Consider the following 16,350-nt stretch of genomic DNA (forward strand, 5'->3'; position numbering starts at 1 on the left):
GTAATTGTTCCCATATTTTTGCACCATAGAATATTAGTTGCACCATATAAAAAATATGGTGCAACTATGGTGCAACAAATATAAAAGAATAGTCAAGAATGTTGGAAAATGATTGAGAATATAGGAATTGGAAAATTGAGTAAAAACAAAGTAATTACAGAATTGTTTGATAAAACAAAGCGTAACCAAATTTGGGTCGCACCGATGGCAGGTGTAACGGATCGTCCATTTAGAACACTTTGTAAGTACTTTGGCGCAGGGCATGCAGTCAGTGAAATGATGACCGCTGATAAAACACTTCGCATGAGCAAAAAAAGCTTATATCGTGCCAATTTCGATGGCGAAATTGCCCCCATTTCTGCGCAAATTGCAGGCTCAGACCCAGAACAATTGGCAGAAGCTGCACGTTATCAGGTTGAGAATGGCGCACAGATTGTCGATATAAATATGGGTTGTCCAGCTAAAAAAGTCTGCAACAAACTGGCAGGTTCAGCACTCCTTCAAGATGAAGATTTGGTCGCTCGAATTTTAGATACCGTGGTTGCTGCGGTTGATGTGCCAGTAACTTTAAAAACACGCCTCGGTTATTTGAATGGTTATGAAAATATTATGCGGGTGGCGAAACGTGCTGAGCAGGCAGGCATTGCAGCGTTAGCACTACATGGGCGTACCCGTGAAGACATGTATTTAAATACGGCACGTTATGAACTGATTAAACAAGTGAAAAGTCATATTGATATTCCCGTGATTGCCAATGGTGATATCGACAGTCCTGAAAAAGCTAAATATGTACTCGATTACACGGGTGCAGATGCGATTATGATTGGTCGTGCTGCTCAGGGACGACCGTGGATTTTTCGTGAAATCGCCCATTATTTAAAAACAGGGCAACATTTGTCTGCACCGAGTATTGAAGAAGTCAAAACAGTTTTGCTTGGACACTTGAGCGAGCTGTATGAGTTCTATGGCGAATATTCAGGATGTCGGATTGCACGTAAACATATTGCTTGGTATACCAAGGGTTTACATTCAAGCAATGAGTTTCGTCAAAATATGTACAAGGTTGAATCGACCCTTGAACAAGCGAAAGTGGTGGAAGCCTACTTCGATTTATTGCTTGGTCAAGGACAAAATATGGATGATGTGCAAGTTGAATCCATCAGTTTACTTGAGACACATTAAGCCAAACGCATTTCTTTTGCTAAGGTATAGATGAGTTCGGCAGCTTCAAGTTGACGAATTTCAGCAACTTGACTTCCTGCCCAAAATGCAGCAAAGCCTTGATGCTGTTGTTGTGCTGCAAGCTGATGTAGTTGCTTAGCAATATCATAGCTATAAGGGTAAACAGGAATTTCTGGACGATCAAGTTGTTCAATCCATTTATGCCAGTCATTTACAATACCACGTGCAGGACGACCCGAAATTGCTGCGCTAATTTGTGTTACAGGTTCATCAAATAATGCTTCGCGATATATGGTATTTGCATTGGAAGATGAGCACTGAATAAATGCTGTTCCCAGTTGGACTGCCGATGCCCCAAGATCGAGTAAATGTTGGGCATGCTGACCATTCATTATGCCACCAGCCGCAACAATCGGAAGGTTACAGTATTGATGTAAAAGTTGAACTAGCTCTGCGGTACTCAATGCTGCATCGCGTTGGGGGTGGAAAATGCCACGATGTCCACCTGCTTCAATGCCTTGAGCAATGATTAGATCAATTCCAGCCTGTTCGATGGCTTGTGCTTCATTTAAATTGGTTGCTGTCACCATCGTGATAATTCCAGCTTCTTTCAAAGCTTGGATTTGATGTGGATGTGGAATACCAAAATGAAAACTTACAGCCGCAGGACGTAATTCTAAAATCAGATGAAGATAATCATCAGAATCTAGAAAACTTGGGTAAATACAGTTGAGCTGTTCGGGAGCATGGTGCCCGAACTGAGCAAAATACGGCTGTAAATGCTGAATCCATTGCTGTGCAACATCAAGATCAAGCACTTCACTACGATGACAAAAGAAATTGACCTGAAATGCCTGATCGGTTAATGCCTGCGTCTTTAAAATCTGCTCACGGCAACTCTCAATTGAGCTTGCACCTAGACCTAATGAACCTAAACCGCCTGCATTGGAAACCTCGGCGGCAAGTTGTGGGGTCGATACACCTGCCATGGGTGCAAGAAAAATTGGGTACTGTAATGAGAGCTGATTTAATGTAGACATAAGATATTAACTTTGATGTGAGAATGAAAATGGGAACATTATTGATGATCCCTTGTGGCTTTATGAATTTGGGCTTCAGTGTGATTAATCGTACGATCAAGTTCACTTGCAGCATGGTCTGATGCTTGTTTGGTTTTGGCTGAAACGGTATCTACGGTTTGTTTAAAATCATTTTTAGCTTGTTCGGCAGCTTTATCTAAATGCTGTTCAGTCGATGCACCTGTTTCAGGATTTGGCTGTTTTTGACATGCTGTTAGACCTAAGGCAATGCAGATGCTACTCAGAATAATCATTTGTTTCATCAAGAATTCCTCTCATTTATGATTGTATTTGAGCTTAGTCTAGAGATTTTTTGAAATCGAAAAAGTGAAATTTACATTTTGCTAACGAGAGTGTTATAGGCTCAAACATTTTTACTATTTGAACAATACGACTTTTATCTTGCTTGACACTGTCACAATGTCTAAATGTAACAGTGTCAGTGCCTCATTTTTGTTGTAACCAGTCACGTAACAACTGAGTTGTTTCTTCAGGGCATTCCATAGGAGGTAAATGCCCACACTGTTTAAAAATATGAAGTTGTGAATGAGCAATCCCTTCATGCATTTCCTGAGCGAGTTTTACAGGCGTTACAAGGTCATTTTCACCCACTGCAATCAATGTTGGAACTTGAATGTCTGCCAATAATGGGCGTGAGTCTCTGCGAGCGAGAATAGCCGTTTGCTGATTGATAAAGCCGATGCCACCAATACGCTGAGCCATAGCTTTAATTTCTTCAGCGAAGGGTTCATGCACACGAGATGGATGAATAATTTGAGGAAGTAATTTATTGGTTACTCCCATAAATCGACCGACTTTGAGAGAATGTATGGTCGCTTGGCGGTGTTTTGCTGAAGTCGCGCTGTCAGGGCGGGCACTGGTATCAAACAGTGCAAGTTTAGTTACGCGCTCAGGTGCTTGACGCATGACTTCAAAAGCAACATAGCCCCCCATAGACAGTCCAACAAGCGCAAATTTTGCGGGTGCCTGATTTAGAATTCGTGCTGCCATTGCGGGTAAATTGTCATCTTGTGACAAGTCTGCAACAATGATTTCTGCGTATTGTGACAAGGCATCTGTTTGATGTTGCCACAATTTTTTATCATTGAGTAAACCGGGAATAAAAACGACGGTAGGACGAGGAGAAAGCATAAATAACCTAAATTAATGTTTGACTTGCACTAAAGATAAAATGCTACCAATCACAGCAAAGACAAGGGTGAGACTGACAATTGCTGACCAGCCTCCGTGTAACCAAAACCAGCCACCCACTGAGCCAATGATGCTTGAACCCATATAATAAAATAATAAGTATAAAGATGCGGCATGTCCTTTATTTTCACCTGCTTTAGGGCCAACACAGCCACTAGTCACAGAGTGAGTGATAAAGAATCCCGTGGTGACTAAAATAACTCCCGCAATAATTGCAATGATTGGGTTTGCCAAAGTACATAAAATCCCTAAACCCATAATGATAAAACCACTCAGCATTAGAGGGCGCTTACCAAAGCGATCGGCTAAGCTTCCTGCGATTGATGAAGACACTACACCAAAGGCATAGACCAAAAAGATCAGGCTAATGGTGGTTTGACTAAATGAATATGGCGCACCTGATAAACGGAAAGTCGCATAGTTAAACAGCGTAACAAAAATACTGGTTAAACAAAAGCCAACTGCATACAGACGAATAAGACCCAAGTTTTTTAAATGTTTGCCCCATGTCCGCATATGAAAGCTGATACGAAAGCCGGGTTGAGCAATAAAGTTGCGAGATTTAGGCAGTAATTGAAAAAATCCAAAAGAAAAGATGAGACAAATGATACCAAGTACACCAAGGGCAATCCGCCATGAATAAAATTCGCTGATCAGTCCCATACCTACTCGACCCATCATTGCACCGAAGGCTGTACCCCCGACATAAAGCCCCATGGCTTTACCCAAATGTGCAGGATCGATTTCTTCAGCTAGCCATGCCATTGCAACAGCAGGGACACCCCCAAGAACCAATCCTTCAAGCGCCCGAGCAATCAGCAGTGCATGCCACTCTTGCATAAATGCAGCGATGATATTTAAAACAGAGGCGACTGCCATTGAAATAAACATAATGCCACGCCGTCCGAAGGCTTGTGAAAATGCGCTGGCTAATACAATCGAGAATGCCAGTAAGCCTGTGGTTAAGGACAGTGCCAAGGAACTGGTTGCAGGACTAATTGCAAAACTATGTGAAAATGCAGGAAGAAGCGGCTGTACACAATAAATCAGGGAGAAGCTGGCAAAGCCCAATAAGAACAGGGCAAAACCTGCACGGTAATAGTCTTGAGAACCTTGTTGAATCCAGAGATTTTTTGTAGTGGTGCGGGTGCGTGGAGAAGATGAGCGATGCGTCCAAGTTTCTGTAGGAACTTGAACGGATTTAGATGATGAGTCGCTAGACATGATAAATACTCAATTGGTGAGATTTTATAAGGAACTTATTCGAGATTAATCTAGCAATTTACTAGGTATTTTTCTAATATATTTAAATATGTACCTTGATATGTTTTATATATGGAGCTTCGGCATATACGCTACTTCCTAGTGGCAGCAGAAGAAAAAAATCTGACCAAAGCCGCCATGCGTTTAGGCATTAGTCAGCCACCTTTAAGTATGCAAATTCGCGATTTGGAAAATGAAATTGGGGCAGCCCTATTTCATCGCAATCCACATGGTATTGAATTGACTGAAGCGGGACAGGCTTTTTTACAAGCAGTACAGCCTTTGCAGCAACGTGCTGATGAAGCCATTCAAATTGCACGTCAAGTTGCCAATGGTGAACTTGGACAGTTAAATTTGGGTTTTACAGGAACAGCAGCATTAAACCCGCTGATTCCGACGGCAATTCGTGAGTTTCAAAAGACTTATCCGAAGGTGAAAGTAAAAATTGAGGAAGCCAATTCAGCAGCATTGATTCAAAAACTACTCAATGAACAAGTCGATATTGCGTTCCTTCGACCTTCAGACCCTCAACCAGAAGCATTAAAAATTCAGCATTTAATGGATGAACCTTTGGTTGCTGTTGTGCCATCGCATCATCCTGCGGCAGAACATTCTCAAGCTTTGGCTTTGATGGCACTCAAAGATGACCCATTTATTATGATTCCTGAATCTTTTTCAGGAATGGGCTTATATGATGCGATTGTACAAGCGTGTTTACAGGCAGGATTTGACCCGAAAATTGGACAAAGTGCACCTCAGTTAGTGTCTATCTTATCTTTAATTTCTGGTAACTTGGGTGTTTCTTTGGTACCTGAGTCCTGATTCAGGTACAACTGGCGGGTATTCAACATTGTCGGTTGCAAGCACCTGTGCCACATGTCAGTCTTGGCTTGGCGTATCATGCGGAAAATCCATCACAACTGGCGATCAATTTTGCCAGTATCGTGATGTCTTTATGTCATCAAAATCAATATTGAACTGGCTATAATTTGGAGTATTTATTTATGCCTTTACAACGTGGTATCTATCGACATTATAAAGGTCAGCTTTACCAAGTATTTACAGTTGCAAAACATAGTGAAACTGAGGAAGAACATGTGCTATACCAATGTTTATATGGAGATTACTCCATGTGGATTCGACCATTAAGCATGTTTGTTGAACAGATAAGCTTAGAAAATGGCGTAAGTTGTCCACGTTTTGAATTAATCCAACGCTTAGAATAATGATGAATAAGAGAGGTTGTGAATGATTGATGAACAGTTTCTAAAGCAACAAAAACAACTGTATTTACAACTGAAACAACATGATGCCCAGCAAGATCACCGTTTGGCGCGTTATGGTAGTATGGAGTTAGAGTCTGTACTGTTTCTTTCTCAACTCATTACTTTACAAAATAGTCAGAACATCCTTGAAATCGGCACATCCGCAGGCTTTACCACACTATGGGTTGCAAAAATGCTTGAAAATAGTACAGGGCATCTGATTAGTGTGGAAAAACAACCTGAGAGAAGTATATTTGCATAGCAGAACTTGCAAACCTTTGACTTAAAAACACCGATTGATTTTTGGATTGGTGACGCATTGCAGTTTTTGCAGCAGACAATGCAATGCTTTGATGTGATTATTTTGGATGCAGAGCGGAGTGAATATTTATCTTATTGGCAATATTTACCCCAACACGTGAAACCACGAGGAATGATTGTGATTGATCGTGTCATTTCGCATGCTAGGGAAGTGTCAGAATTTATTTCAGCGATAAAATCTGACACAAATTTTGTGATGAGTCACTTGGCGATTGGGACAGGCTTATGTGTTTTGGTTAAGCAAGCATGACGCTTGAAAAGTGTAAATTATAAGTGAGATATTTTTCTATAAATGCTGTTTTATTCTGCACACGTAACATACTGTCATAAACAAAGCGGGGTACAGAGTAAAATAATACGGCTGTACCATCGGCATAAAAAATTTTTAAGTAACGAGAACTTGCACTGTATTTCCAAGTTTTAACGATGTGATCAGCTCTATACATATATATCACCCTGTATCGTTGTTGGTATTTTTCTAAAATAGTGCAATTTTTGAACCAACAAATGCATTATTCATTCTATTCTTATCATTTATTACATATCCTGATGTATGCCTACTCCCTAGGTGTTTGAAATCAACACATCCTTTTACAAAATAATAAACAGATGCTAGGGCGTGTCCTCATTTCATTTTATGAGGCAAATTAGCTCTTATTTTATTCAATAAACAATCATATTTTTTACTAAATAATCAAATTTAGGCATAAACATACTCATTTTTGAGCTATTTCTTTAAATGAGTACCCCCTCAGTTTTGTGAATACAGTTGACTATTTTTAACAAGATGACTTGCTAGTCATTGTTTGGTTGATACTTTAAAGGGGATAAATTTTTAAAAGTAATGTTTGAAGTAGTATAAAAATATTCACGATTGAATACTCAATAAAAATAACCCCCTCATATGAGGGGGTTATTTTTTAGATATTAGCTAATCAGAAGATTAGATTTTACCTACTAGGTCGATAGATGGAGCAAGTGTTGCATCACCTTCTTTCCATTTAGCTGGGCAAACTTCACCTGGGTGAGCGTGAACATATTGAGCAGCTTTAACTTTGCGAAGAAGTTCTTGAGCGTCACGACCGATACCACCCGCGTTGATTTCAACGATTTGGATTTTACCTTCTGGGTCGATTACGAAAGTACCACGGTCAGCAAGACCCGCTTCTTCAATTAACACTTCAAAGTTTTTAGCAAGTGTCCAAGTTGGATCGCCAACCATTGGGTATTCAATTTTTTTGATTTCATCAGAAGAATCGTGCCAAGCTTTGTGTGTGAAGTGCGTATCAGTAGAAACTGCAAAGATTTCAACGCCTAATTTTTTGAACTCAGCGTAGTTGTCAGCAAGGTCGCCAAGTTCAGTTGGGCAAACGAAAGTGAAGTCTGCTGGATAGAAGAAGAATACAGACCATTTGCCTTTAAGATCAGCTTCAGTGATGTCAATAAATTGACCGTTATGGTATGCAGTTGCTTTAAATGGTTTAACTTCAGTATTAATTAAGCTCATCATTATCTCCGTAAGATGGATGGAAGTAGTAATCTGTTTACGAAATTTAGAATAAGAAAAAAAACATCATTGGTAAAATAGTATTTTTTAATGCAATAAATCGGAAAAATAAATCGTTGATTTTTGCAACACCTTTCACCTATTACAACAAGGATTGTTAGGGTCATCTATTGCATGGTGATGACAATCACAATCCTATTTCGCATCACTGAGACTAAATATGAAGATAGACAGCTTTAAATTCAAGGGCTTTGTTGAAAAAACTTGGAAATGTAATTCTTTCTATCAAGATCAGAGTCGAGTAAACTAGCCTCTTTTATGTATGAGGATAGCATTCTGTGCAAAGTGATTTAAATATAGATCAATTGGTTATGGTGCGTGACCGACATCGTTTAAATCGACTAGGCAAGACAAAGGATGCGGATCAACAGCAGTACCAAGCATTATTTGAAAAATCCAATGCGCAAGTCAAAGCGCGTTTTCAGCGTTTACCAAAAATTAAGCTGAATCAAGATCTTCCTGTAACCCAATATGCCGAACGCCTGATTACTGCCATTCAGAAGCATCAGGTGATTATTGTTGCGGGTGAAACAGGCTCGGGGAAAACAACACAATTACCACAAATTGCCATGCTTGCAGGGCGTGGCTTGACAGGCATGATCGGGCATACCCAGCCACGTCGTTTGGCTGCGCGCAGTGTGTCACAGCGTATTGCTGAAGAAGTCGGTGAAAAGCTCGGTGATTCAATTGGTTTTAAAGTCCGTTTTAATGAACAAGGTTCCAATGATTCAATCGTCCGTTTAATGACGGACGGGATTTTATTGGCAGAACTGTCAAATGACCGATTTTTAAATAAATACGACACGATTATTATCGATGAAGCGCATGAGCGTTCGCTCAATATCGACTTCATTATGGGTTATTTGAAGCAGTTATTGCCAAAACGCCCAGATTTAAAAGTCATCATTACTTCGGCGACATTAGACGTTAACCGTTTTAGTGAATATTTCCGTCAAGCGCCAATTTTTGAAGTCGAAGGGCGTAGCTTTCCTGTAGAAGTCCGTTATCGTCCAATTTCTGAAATGAATATTGGCGGTAGTGATGACGATGCCTTTGATGATTTTGAAGAAAATTTGCCGCGTGCTGTCGTTCAAGCGGTTGAAGAATGTTTTGCCGATGCCGCAGAAAAAGGGCATCCTGAACATGCTGATATTCTGATTTTTGCCAGTACCGAGCAAGAAATTCGTGAACTGCAAGAAACTTTACAGAAATACGGCCCACGCCATACCGAAATTTTGCCACTTTATGCACGTTTAGCACTGTCGGAACAGCAAAGGATTTTTAATCCCGGTGGCGCAGGTCGACGCATTATTATTGCCACCAATGTCGCTGAAACTGCACTAACTGTACCGAATATTCGCTATGTCATTGACAGTGGTTTTGCGCGTATTTCGCGTTATAGCTATCGTTCACGTGTACAGCGTTTGCCGATTGAGGCGGTGTCCCAAGCGGCTGCCAATCAGCGTAAAGGTCGTTGTGGTCGTATTGCGGCGGGTGTCTGTATTCGTTTGTATAGTGAAGAAGATTTCCAAAGTCGTCCAGAATTTACCGAACCTGAGATTAAACGAACCAACTTGGCATCGGTGATTTTACAGATGCAAAGTTTGGGGTTAGGTAATCTTGAAGACTTTGATTTTATTGAACCACCTGATCATCGTTTGGTAAATGATGGTCGTAAATTATTGGTGGAATTGGGTGCGCTGACAGAGAAGAATTCTCCTAAATCTTCCTTTGAACAAGGCGGACTTGAAAAAGCCCCTCTTTCTAAAAGAGGGGTTGGGGGAGATTCTCTGACCAAAGTCGGACAAATGATGGCAAAAATGCCAATCGATCCACGTCTGGCACGTATGATTGTTGCAGGTTCGCATTTTGGTGTGCTCAAAGAAATTCTGGTGGTGGTCAGTGCGCTGGCGGTGCAAGATCCACGAGAACGCCCTGCCGACAAGCAAACCCAAGCAGACCAGAAACATGCATTATTTAAAGAAGCAGATTCTGATTTTCTGTTTTATTTAAAGCTTTGGGACACGCTGCAAAGTAATCGTGAAGCGATGACCGAAAATAAACGCCGTAACTTTGCTCGTCAGCATTTTCTAAGTTGGTTACGTTTACGTGAATGGCGCCAAACTCATCAACAGTTGGTTGAATTGGCTGAAGGTTTAAAACTGTCGTGGAATGACAAGCCTGCCAGTTATGAAAACCTGCATCGTGCTTTATTGACAGGTTTATTGTCGTTTATTGCCAATAAAACCGATGAACGCAATGTTTATATGGCAGTGCGTCAGCAAAAAGCCCGAATTTTCCCTGCCAGTAGTCTGCATAAAGCAGGTGCATCGTGGGTGATGGCCTTTGAAATGGTTGAAACCTCGCAGGTGTATTTGCGTACCTTGGCGAAGATTGATCCTGAATGGATTTTGCTTGCAGCGCGTGATTTGCTGAAATACCACTACTTTGAGCCACATTGGTCGAAGAAGTCAGGCATTGTGAATGCGTATGCACAAATTTCATTGTTTGGTTTAATTATTGAGCCAAAACGCCAAATTAATTTTGAAAAAGTGGATCATGCAGCCGCACATGAAATTTTCCTACGAGATGCTTTAACGACAGGTCAATTGGGGATTACACCACCATTCTTAAAGCACAATTTACTCAAACTTGAAGAAGTCGAGCGTGTTGAAGATAAATTGCGCCGTCGCGATTTGGTGGTGGATGAAGAAACCATTTACCAGTTCTATGCAGCGCGTGTGCCTGAGGACATTGCCAGTCGTCGTACTTTTGAAGACTGGCGTGCAACGGTTGAACCGAAACAGCCACGTTATCTGTTTGTGGAGGATGATGCACTTTGGCAAAGTGACCGCCCAACCACCCAGCAATTTCCTGATTATTTGCACAATGGCGAGCTACGTCTTGCGACCAGTTACCGTTTTGACCCAAGCCATGATCAGGATGGGGCAACCGTTACAATTCCTGTCCAAGCCTTGCCACAGGTCGATGAAAATATCTGGTCATGGGGAATTCCGGGTTGGCGTCTGGATTTGATCGAAGCTTTACTGAAAGCTTTGCCAAAAGATAAACGTCGTAATATCGTGCCGATTCCAGATACCGCTAAAAAATTATTCAGTGGCGTAGATGCTGTGCATTTACGTGAGCATATTTTTAAGTATTTGGCATTTGCGCTACGTGGTGAGCAAATCACTGAAAAAGATTTTTCATTTGAGCGTGTTGATCCGTACCTCTTGCCATTTATAGTGGTTGTAGATGAAAAAGGTCGCATCATTGAAAAAGGACGTGAACTGTCTGAACTGAAGGCGCGTTGTCGTACTGAAACCCATCGACCAGTCAAACAGTCCAAAGGAGAGTTTCAAACTTTCCCTGAGCAATTTGTGTTTGAAGCTGCTCAAAAAGTTACAGGTGTCGTGGTCAAGCAGTTTCAGGCACTGGTTCCGACCAAAGCTTTTTCTAAACTCGATGCTAAAGATGAATCGGGTGTGGTGATTCAGACCTTTAATGATCAAGCTGAAGCAATGCATCAGCATAAGCAAGGGGTGATTCGTCTGATTCATTTACAATTGGGCGATGCGATTCGTCAATTGAAAAAACAGATTTCTAAACCACTGGCTTTGGCATATTCGCCACTTGGTGATAAAGCCAAACTAGAACAAATGTTGATTTATGCCACTCTAGATGAAGCGATTAATGAATTGCCTGTCGATGCCAATGCGTTTGCAGAATTGCTGACACAGGTTAAAAAACAGTTTTTGACGCATGGTCAGCACATTTTAAGCGTGCTCAATGATGTTCTTATTCCGTGGCAAAGTATTCGCCGTCAATTACTTACGCTCGATCAAAGCATTTTTGGCAAGAATATAGATGATATTGAAGACCAGTTAGACTTGATGCAGCTGGATAATTTCGTCTATACACAACCTTTGAGCTTATGGCAAGAGTTTCCACGCTATTTGAAGGCACTCATAATGCGACTGGAGCGTCTACCAAATAACTTGCAAAGAGATAATGCTGCCATTGATCAGGTCGACCCTTGGATGGAAAAATTATTCAAATATAAAAATGACCCAAGATTACGTGAATTGTACACCATGGTCGAAGAGCAGCGAATTTCTCTATTTTCGCAGCCCATGAAAACCAAGATGCCAATTTCCGAAAATCGTTTGCAAAAACACTGGCAACAGTTGGGTCTTTGATTTGATTTTTGAATAATTGAGGAATTTGACATGAGCATTCGTATTACAGGGACAGGATTATTTCATCCAACCGAAGTGATTAGTAATCAGGAACTGGTTGCAAGCTTGAATGCTTATGTAGAACGCTACAACCAAGCCCATGCTGAGCAAATTGCAGCAGGTGAGCTTGCAGAACTGCATGGCTCAAGTGCAGAGTTTATTGAAAAAGCATCGGGCATTAAAAGCCGTTATGTGGTCGAAAAATCTGGCATTTTAGATATTGATCGTATGTATCCGCGTTTGGCTGAACGCAGTAATGATGAATTGTCATTACAAGCGGAATGGGGTGTCATTGCGGCAAAACAGGCTATGCAGCAAGCGGGTGTCACGGCTGACGAGATTGATGTGGTGATCTTGGCATGTTCCAACATGCAGCGTGCTTACCCTGCGGTGTCAATTGAGATTCAGTCGGCATTGGGCATCAAAGGCTATGCCTATGATATGAATGTGGCGTGTTCTTCGGCGACTTTTGGTTTGAAACAGGCGCATGATGCCATTCAGGCAGGTGCGCGCCGTGTCTTAATGGTCAATGTCGAAATTACCTCGGCACATCTCAATTTTAAATCACGCGATTGCCATTTTATTTTTGGTGATGTTGCGACAGCGACCATTATTGAAGAAAGTTCAGACAAAGCAGGTTTTGAGTTGGTGGATCTAAGTTTGCAAACCCAGTTTTCGAACAATATTCGTAACAACTTTGGCTTTTTAAACCGTTGTGAAGATGCTTTTGGCGATGCTTTGTTGTTTAATCAAGATGGACGCAAGGTATTTAAAGAAGTCTGTCCATTGGTCGCGCAGATGATTAATCAGCAACTTGAGAAAAACCAGTTGCTTGCCGATCAGGTCAAACGCTTTTGGTTACACCAAGCCAATGCCAACATGAATGAACTGATTTTGAAATATGTCGCGGGTAAACAGGCAGAAGCTGAACGTGCCCCGATTATTTTAGATGAATTTGCCAATACTTCTTCAGCAGGTGTGATTATTGCCATGCATAAAACGGCACATGAAGTTTGTGTGGGTGAATATGCCATTTTAAGTTCGTTTGGTGCAGGTTATTCGGTCGGGACAGTCTTGCTGAAAAAAGTCGGTTAAGATTTAGATCCTGATATGCAAGGAAAAACAAAAAGCCCAGTACATTGTATTGGGCTTTTTTACTGCAAATTAACTCAGGTTATTAAGCAGATTTTTTTTCTTCAACAGGTTGTTCAAGCTGTTTAAGCAAATGATTTTCTAGATAGTGAATATCCATCGCTGTTTCACAGAAAGCTTTGTCTTGTAAGATCAAATCTTTATGTAATGGAATATTAGTTTTCACACCTGTCAAAATCATTTCATCTAAGGCTTGGCGCATACGAGCAATCGCAGTATGACGGTCTTTACCATGTGCGATCAATTTCGCGATCATAGAATCGTAATAAGGTGGAATGCTATAACCAGAATAGATATGAGAATCTAAACGGATACCCGCACCACCTGGCGCATAGAAGTGCTCAATACGACCTGGAGATGGTAGGAACGTTGTTGGATCTTCAGCATTGATACGGCATTCAATCGCATGACCACGAACTTCAATATCTTTTTGCTCAAGGCTCAGACCTAAACCAGAAGCAATACGGATTTGCTGTTCGATAATGTCAACGCCAGTAACCATTTCAGTCACAGGATGTTCAACCTGAACACGTGTGTTCATCTCAATGAAGAAGAACTCGCCATCTTCAAATAAGAATTCGAACGTACCTGCGCCACGGTACTGCATAAGTTTACATGCATGTACACAAGCTTCAAGAATGTCAGCACGTGCTTGCTCAGGCAAGTCTGGTGCAGGCGCTTCTTCAAGCACCTTCTGGTGACGACGTTGTAAAGAACAGTCACGATCGTACAGGTGAATCGCATGACCTTGACCATCTGCCAAGATTTGAACTTCAACGTGGCGAGGTTTTTGTAAGAAACGTTCCATATAGACCGTGTCATCACCAAACCACATTTCAGCATCACGTTGAGCTGCTTGTACAGACTCAAGCAAAGTGTCGATGCGTTCAACAATACGCATACCACGACCACCACCACCAGAAGCAGCTTTAACAATCAGTGGGAAACCGATTTTCGCTGCTTCTTCTTTGGCGTTGGCAGGTGTTACTGCATGTTGAGAGCCTGGTACTGTGGGTACGCCAGCTTTACGCATTGCAGTAATTGCCGAAACTTTGTTACCCATTAAACGGATGTGTTCTGGGCGTGGGCCAATAAAGATATAGCCCGAAGTTTCAACCATTTCTGCAAATTCAGCATTTTCAGACAAGAAGCCATAACCAGGGTGGATGGCATCTGCACCTGTAACTTCAGCAGCAGTTAATAATGCTGGAATATTGAGATAACTTTCGCTGGTTGTACCAGGACCGATACATACAGCTTCATCGACAAAACGCAAATGCATCAAGTCTTTGTCGGCGCTAGAATACACACCAACGGTTTTAATGCCTAAGGCTTTACAAGCGCGGGTGATTCGCAAGGCGATCTCACCACGGTTTGCAATCAGAACTTTTTGCAACATTGTGAGTCCCTGTAATTATGCGCGGTAACGGAATAATGGTTGACCAAACTCAATCACTTCGCCATTTTTTACCAAGATTTCTTCAATTACACCGCTTTGAGTGGCTTCAATCGGGTTCATGATTTTCATTGCTTCAATAATACCGAGTGTATCACCCGCAGAAACTGTTTGACCGACCTGCACAAATGGTGCTTCGCCTGGGCTTGATGCTGCATAGAACACGCCAACCATCGGTGCAGTTTCAACAACACCACGTGGTGCTTTTGCTTTTGGAGCAGCAGCTTCAGCAGAAGGTGCTGGCATTGCAGCAACACCCATTTGGATTGGTGCAGGGCTACGGCGAGTTAAAGCAATCGATTGATCACCTTCTTTTACTTCAATTGCGTGAAGATCAGATTCAATCATCAAGTCGATGAGTTTTTTGATTTTACGAATATCCATGGTGTTCGTATTCCTTATGAAGACTAATGAGAAGGTTAAAGTTGAGAAATCGCATAATTGAGTGCAAAGTGATAGCCTTTCGCACCTAGGCCACAAATCACACCAACGGCTTTATCGCTGAGGTATGAGTGATGACGAAAGGCTTCACGGGCATGCACATTGGATAAATGCACTTCAATAAATGGAATATTGACCCCGAGCAGCGCATCACGTAATGCAACCGATGTATGTGTATATGCTGCTGGATTAATAATGATAAATTGCACACCTTGTTCTTGTGCTAAATGAATACGGTCGACAATCGCACCTTCATGGTTGCTTTGAAATGTATCTAAAGCGCAATCTTGCTGTTTGGCTTGTTCAATCAGGCTTTGATTAATGTCGTTTAAAGTGAGGTGCCCATATACTTCAGGTTCGCGCTTTCCTAGCAAATTTAAATTTGGTCCGTGAATGACCAAAATACGTGAAGTCATAGAGTGCGCTCCAATCAGAAATTGCAATCATTTTTTGCAAGATCTTTACAAAGTTGGCGGGTTTTTGCTTTGAATTCTGTAATTATTTTGCAAGTTGTACTTATCTATACAGAATAAACAAATCAAATTATGCGTATATCTTGTAAATTTTTGGGAAAATTAACAATGTTAAAAAGTGCCATTTTAAAAACATAAAACTTGTATGTATCTTTAATTTTTTGGAATGTTTTGAACTCTTATGCTTATTTACACTAACACTAAATAAAAACACTTGGAATGGTGGAATTTATAACAAAGTTAGCTTTTTTATCACTTTTATTTTAAGTTACTTATAGGCTTTTTTAATCATTAAATATATGAATGAATTGAGTAAATTTAATAATTTTCAATATTTTTAACAAGATTTATTGAGCATGATATCTACAAAATCAACTCATTGATTCGGCGCAATAGCCTAAGCATTTTATTGAAAATGACTTTGAGTCCTGAACAAAACTTGCAGAAAGTGTACTTTTGTCTGAACTAAATTGTCCTCATAAACTAAAAGGCATTGACCATTTTGTTCAGATTGAACGTATGTTGAGTAATAAAACAGCAGTGTAAGTGTTTATAGAATGTGCAATAAGTTGTTACATGTAGGACGGGTATCATTTTCATTATCTAAATAACTGATATTTGAGCATGATTTATCCGCCTATATTTTTTTATATTCTCATTGATGAGACTTCTTTCATAAGTCTTTCTTACTTCTCTTATAC

The 16,350-nt window shown here is 40.9% G+C and carries 13 protein-coding genes and 2 pseudogenes; 6 read left to right on the plus strand and 9 right to left on the minus strand.

Annotated features, from left to right (window positions below; translation table 11 throughout):
- Positions 1 to 135: 135 nt before the first annotated feature.
- Entirely contained in the window at positions 136 to 1,182 is a 1,047-nt protein-coding gene (gene dusB / locus GBN19_RS12365; protein ID WP_151778359.1) for a tRNA dihydrouridine synthase DusB, read from the plus strand.
- On the opposite strand, the gene GBN19_RS12370 is transcribed toward dusB, so the two are convergent.
- The 4 genes from GBN19_RS12370 to GBN19_RS12385 form a co-directional block, all read right to left on the minus strand.
- Positions 1,179 to 2,222: an NAD(P)H-dependent flavin oxidoreductase gene (locus GBN19_RS12370; protein ID WP_151778360.1), complete on the minus strand. Its 1,044-nt coding sequence runs from the start codon at positions 2,220 to 2,222 to the stop codon at positions 1,179 to 1,181. The genes dusB and GBN19_RS12370 overlap by 4 nt on opposite strands.
- 38 nt (positions 2,223 to 2,260) lie before the next feature.
- Positions 2,261 to 2,524 carry a hypothetical protein gene (locus GBN19_RS12375; RefSeq protein ID WP_151709150.1) on the minus strand — a complete coding sequence of 88 codons (264 nt, stop codon included), beginning with the start codon at positions 2,522 to 2,524 and terminating at the stop codon, positions 2,261 to 2,263.
- Between the two features lie 184 nt (positions 2,525 to 2,708).
- The gene (locus GBN19_RS12380) at positions 2,709 to 3,413 is read right to left on the minus strand and encodes an alpha/beta fold hydrolase (RefSeq protein WP_151709149.1); all 705 of its coding nucleotides are present in this window, start codon (positions 3,411 to 3,413) and stop codon (positions 2,709 to 2,711) included.
- 12 nt (positions 3,414 to 3,425) lie between these two features.
- Positions 3,426 to 4,697: an MFS transporter gene (locus GBN19_RS12385; RefSeq protein WP_151778361.1), complete on the minus strand. Its 1,272-nt coding sequence runs from the start codon at positions 4,695 to 4,697 to the stop codon at positions 3,426 to 3,428.
- A gap of 111 nt (positions 4,698 to 4,808) precedes the next feature.
- Between GBN19_RS12385 and GBN19_RS12390 the strand changes: the two are divergent.
- The 3 genes and pseudogenes from GBN19_RS12390 (at position 4,809) to GBN19_RS16140 (ending at position 6,572) form a co-directional block, all read left to right on the plus strand.
- Positions 4,809 to 5,713: pseudogene (locus GBN19_RS12390) on the plus strand (LysR family transcriptional regulator).
- Between the two features lie 27 nt (positions 5,714 to 5,740).
- Positions 5,741 to 5,962 (plus strand): DUF1653 domain-containing protein, encoded by a 222-nt coding sequence (locus GBN19_RS12395; RefSeq protein WP_151778362.1) that lies wholly within the window; start codon positions 5,741 to 5,743, stop codon positions 5,960 to 5,962.
- 121 nt (positions 5,963 to 6,083) lie between these two features.
- Positions 6,084 to 6,572, plus strand: a pseudogene (locus GBN19_RS16140) (O-methyltransferase).
- Here the strand turns inward: GBN19_RS16140 and GBN19_RS12410 are convergent.
- Positions 6,559 to 6,768: a KTSC domain-containing protein gene (locus GBN19_RS12410; RefSeq protein WP_151778365.1), complete on the minus strand. Its 210-nt coding sequence runs from the start codon at positions 6,766 to 6,768 to the stop codon at positions 6,559 to 6,561. The pseudogene GBN19_RS16140 and the gene GBN19_RS12410 overlap by 14 nt on opposite strands.
- 497 nt (positions 6,769 to 7,265) lie before the next feature.
- The gene (ahpC, locus tag GBN19_RS12415; protein WP_151778366.1) at positions 7,266 to 7,829 is read right to left on the minus strand and encodes an alkyl hydroperoxide reductase subunit C; all 564 of its coding nucleotides are present in this window, start codon (positions 7,827 to 7,829) and stop codon (positions 7,266 to 7,268) included.
- Positions 7,830 to 8,167: 338 nt separating this feature from the next.
- On the opposite strand from ahpC, the gene hrpA reads away from it, so the two are divergent.
- Both hrpA and GBN19_RS12425 read left to right on the plus strand, forming a co-directional pair.
- On the plus strand, positions 8,168 to 12,088 hold the full coding sequence (gene hrpA / locus GBN19_RS12420; protein WP_151778367.1) for an ATP-dependent RNA helicase HrpA: 3,921 nt from the start codon (positions 8,168 to 8,170) through the stop codon (positions 12,086 to 12,088).
- A 30-nt stretch (positions 12,089 to 12,118) separates the two neighbouring features.
- Entirely contained in the window at positions 12,119 to 13,222 is a 1,104-nt protein-coding gene (locus tag GBN19_RS12425; protein WP_151778368.1) for a beta-ketoacyl-ACP synthase III, read from the plus strand.
- A gap of 82 nt (positions 13,223 to 13,304) precedes the next feature.
- On the opposite strand, the gene accC is transcribed toward GBN19_RS12425, so the two are convergent.
- From accC to aroQ, 3 genes are read right to left on the minus strand one after another with little or no spacing between them, the layout of a single operon-like run.
- Positions 13,305 to 14,678 (minus strand): acetyl-CoA carboxylase biotin carboxylase subunit, encoded by a 1,374-nt coding sequence (gene accC / locus GBN19_RS12430; RefSeq protein WP_151709140.1) that lies wholly within the window; start codon positions 14,676 to 14,678, stop codon positions 13,305 to 13,307.
- Positions 14,679 to 14,693: 15 nt separating this feature from the next.
- Entirely contained in the window at positions 14,694 to 15,119 is a 426-nt protein-coding gene (gene accB / locus GBN19_RS12435) for an acetyl-CoA carboxylase biotin carboxyl carrier protein (RefSeq protein ID WP_151709139.1), read from the minus strand.
- Between the two features lie 35 nt (positions 15,120 to 15,154).
- The gene (gene aroQ / locus GBN19_RS12440) at positions 15,155 to 15,592 is read right to left on the minus strand and encodes a type II 3-dehydroquinate dehydratase (protein ID WP_151709138.1); all 438 of its coding nucleotides are present in this window, start codon (positions 15,590 to 15,592) and stop codon (positions 15,155 to 15,157) included.
- Positions 15,593 to 16,350 lie beyond the last annotated feature (758 nt).

The organism is Acinetobacter brisouii, assembly GCF_008993995.1.
Taxonomy (GTDB): domain Bacteria; phylum Pseudomonadota; class Gammaproteobacteria; order Pseudomonadales; family Moraxellaceae; genus Acinetobacter; species Acinetobacter brisouii_A.

What these genes read in the sequence shown, in the direction of transcription:
- GBN19_RS12370 (WP_151778360.1), bottom strand. Translation starts at nt 2,222, where the DNA reads ATGTCTACATTAAATCAGCTCTCATTACAGTACCCAATTTTTCTTGCA.
- GBN19_RS12375 (WP_151709150.1), bottom strand. Translation starts at nt 2,524, where the DNA reads ATGAAACAAATGATTATTCTGAGTAGCATCTGCATTGCCTTAGGTCTA.
- GBN19_RS12380 (WP_151709149.1), bottom strand. Translation starts at nt 3,413, where the DNA reads ATGCTTTCTCCTCGTCCTACCGTCGTTTTTATTCCCGGTTTACTCAAT.
- GBN19_RS12385 (WP_151778361.1), bottom strand. Translation starts at nt 4,697, where the DNA reads ATGTCTAGCGACTCATCATCTAAATCCGTTCAAGTTCCTACAGAAACT.
- GBN19_RS12395 (WP_151778362.1), top strand. Translation starts at nt 5,741, where the DNA reads ATGCCTTTACAACGTGGTATCTATCGACATTATAAAGGTCAGCTTTAC.
- GBN19_RS12410 (WP_151778365.1), bottom strand. Translation starts at nt 6,768, where the DNA reads ATGTATAGAGCTGATCACATCGTTAAAACTTGGAAATACAGTGCAAGT.
- ahpC (WP_151778366.1), bottom strand. Translation starts at nt 7,829, where the DNA reads ATGAGCTTAATTAATACTGAAGTTAAACCATTTAAAGCAACTGCATAC.
- GBN19_RS12425 (WP_151778368.1), top strand. Translation starts at nt 12,119, where the DNA reads ATGAGCATTCGTATTACAGGGACAGGATTATTTCATCCAACCGAAGTG.
- accC (WP_151709140.1), bottom strand. Translation starts at nt 14,678, where the DNA reads ATGTTGCAAAAAGTTCTGATTGCAAACCGTGGTGAGATCGCCTTGCGA.
- accB (WP_151709139.1), bottom strand. Translation starts at nt 15,119, where the DNA reads ATGGATATTCGTAAAATCAAAAAACTCATCGACTTGATGATTGAATCT.
- aroQ (WP_151709138.1), bottom strand. Translation starts at nt 15,592, where the DNA reads ATGACTTCACGTATTTTGGTCATTCACGGACCAAATTTAAATTTGCTA.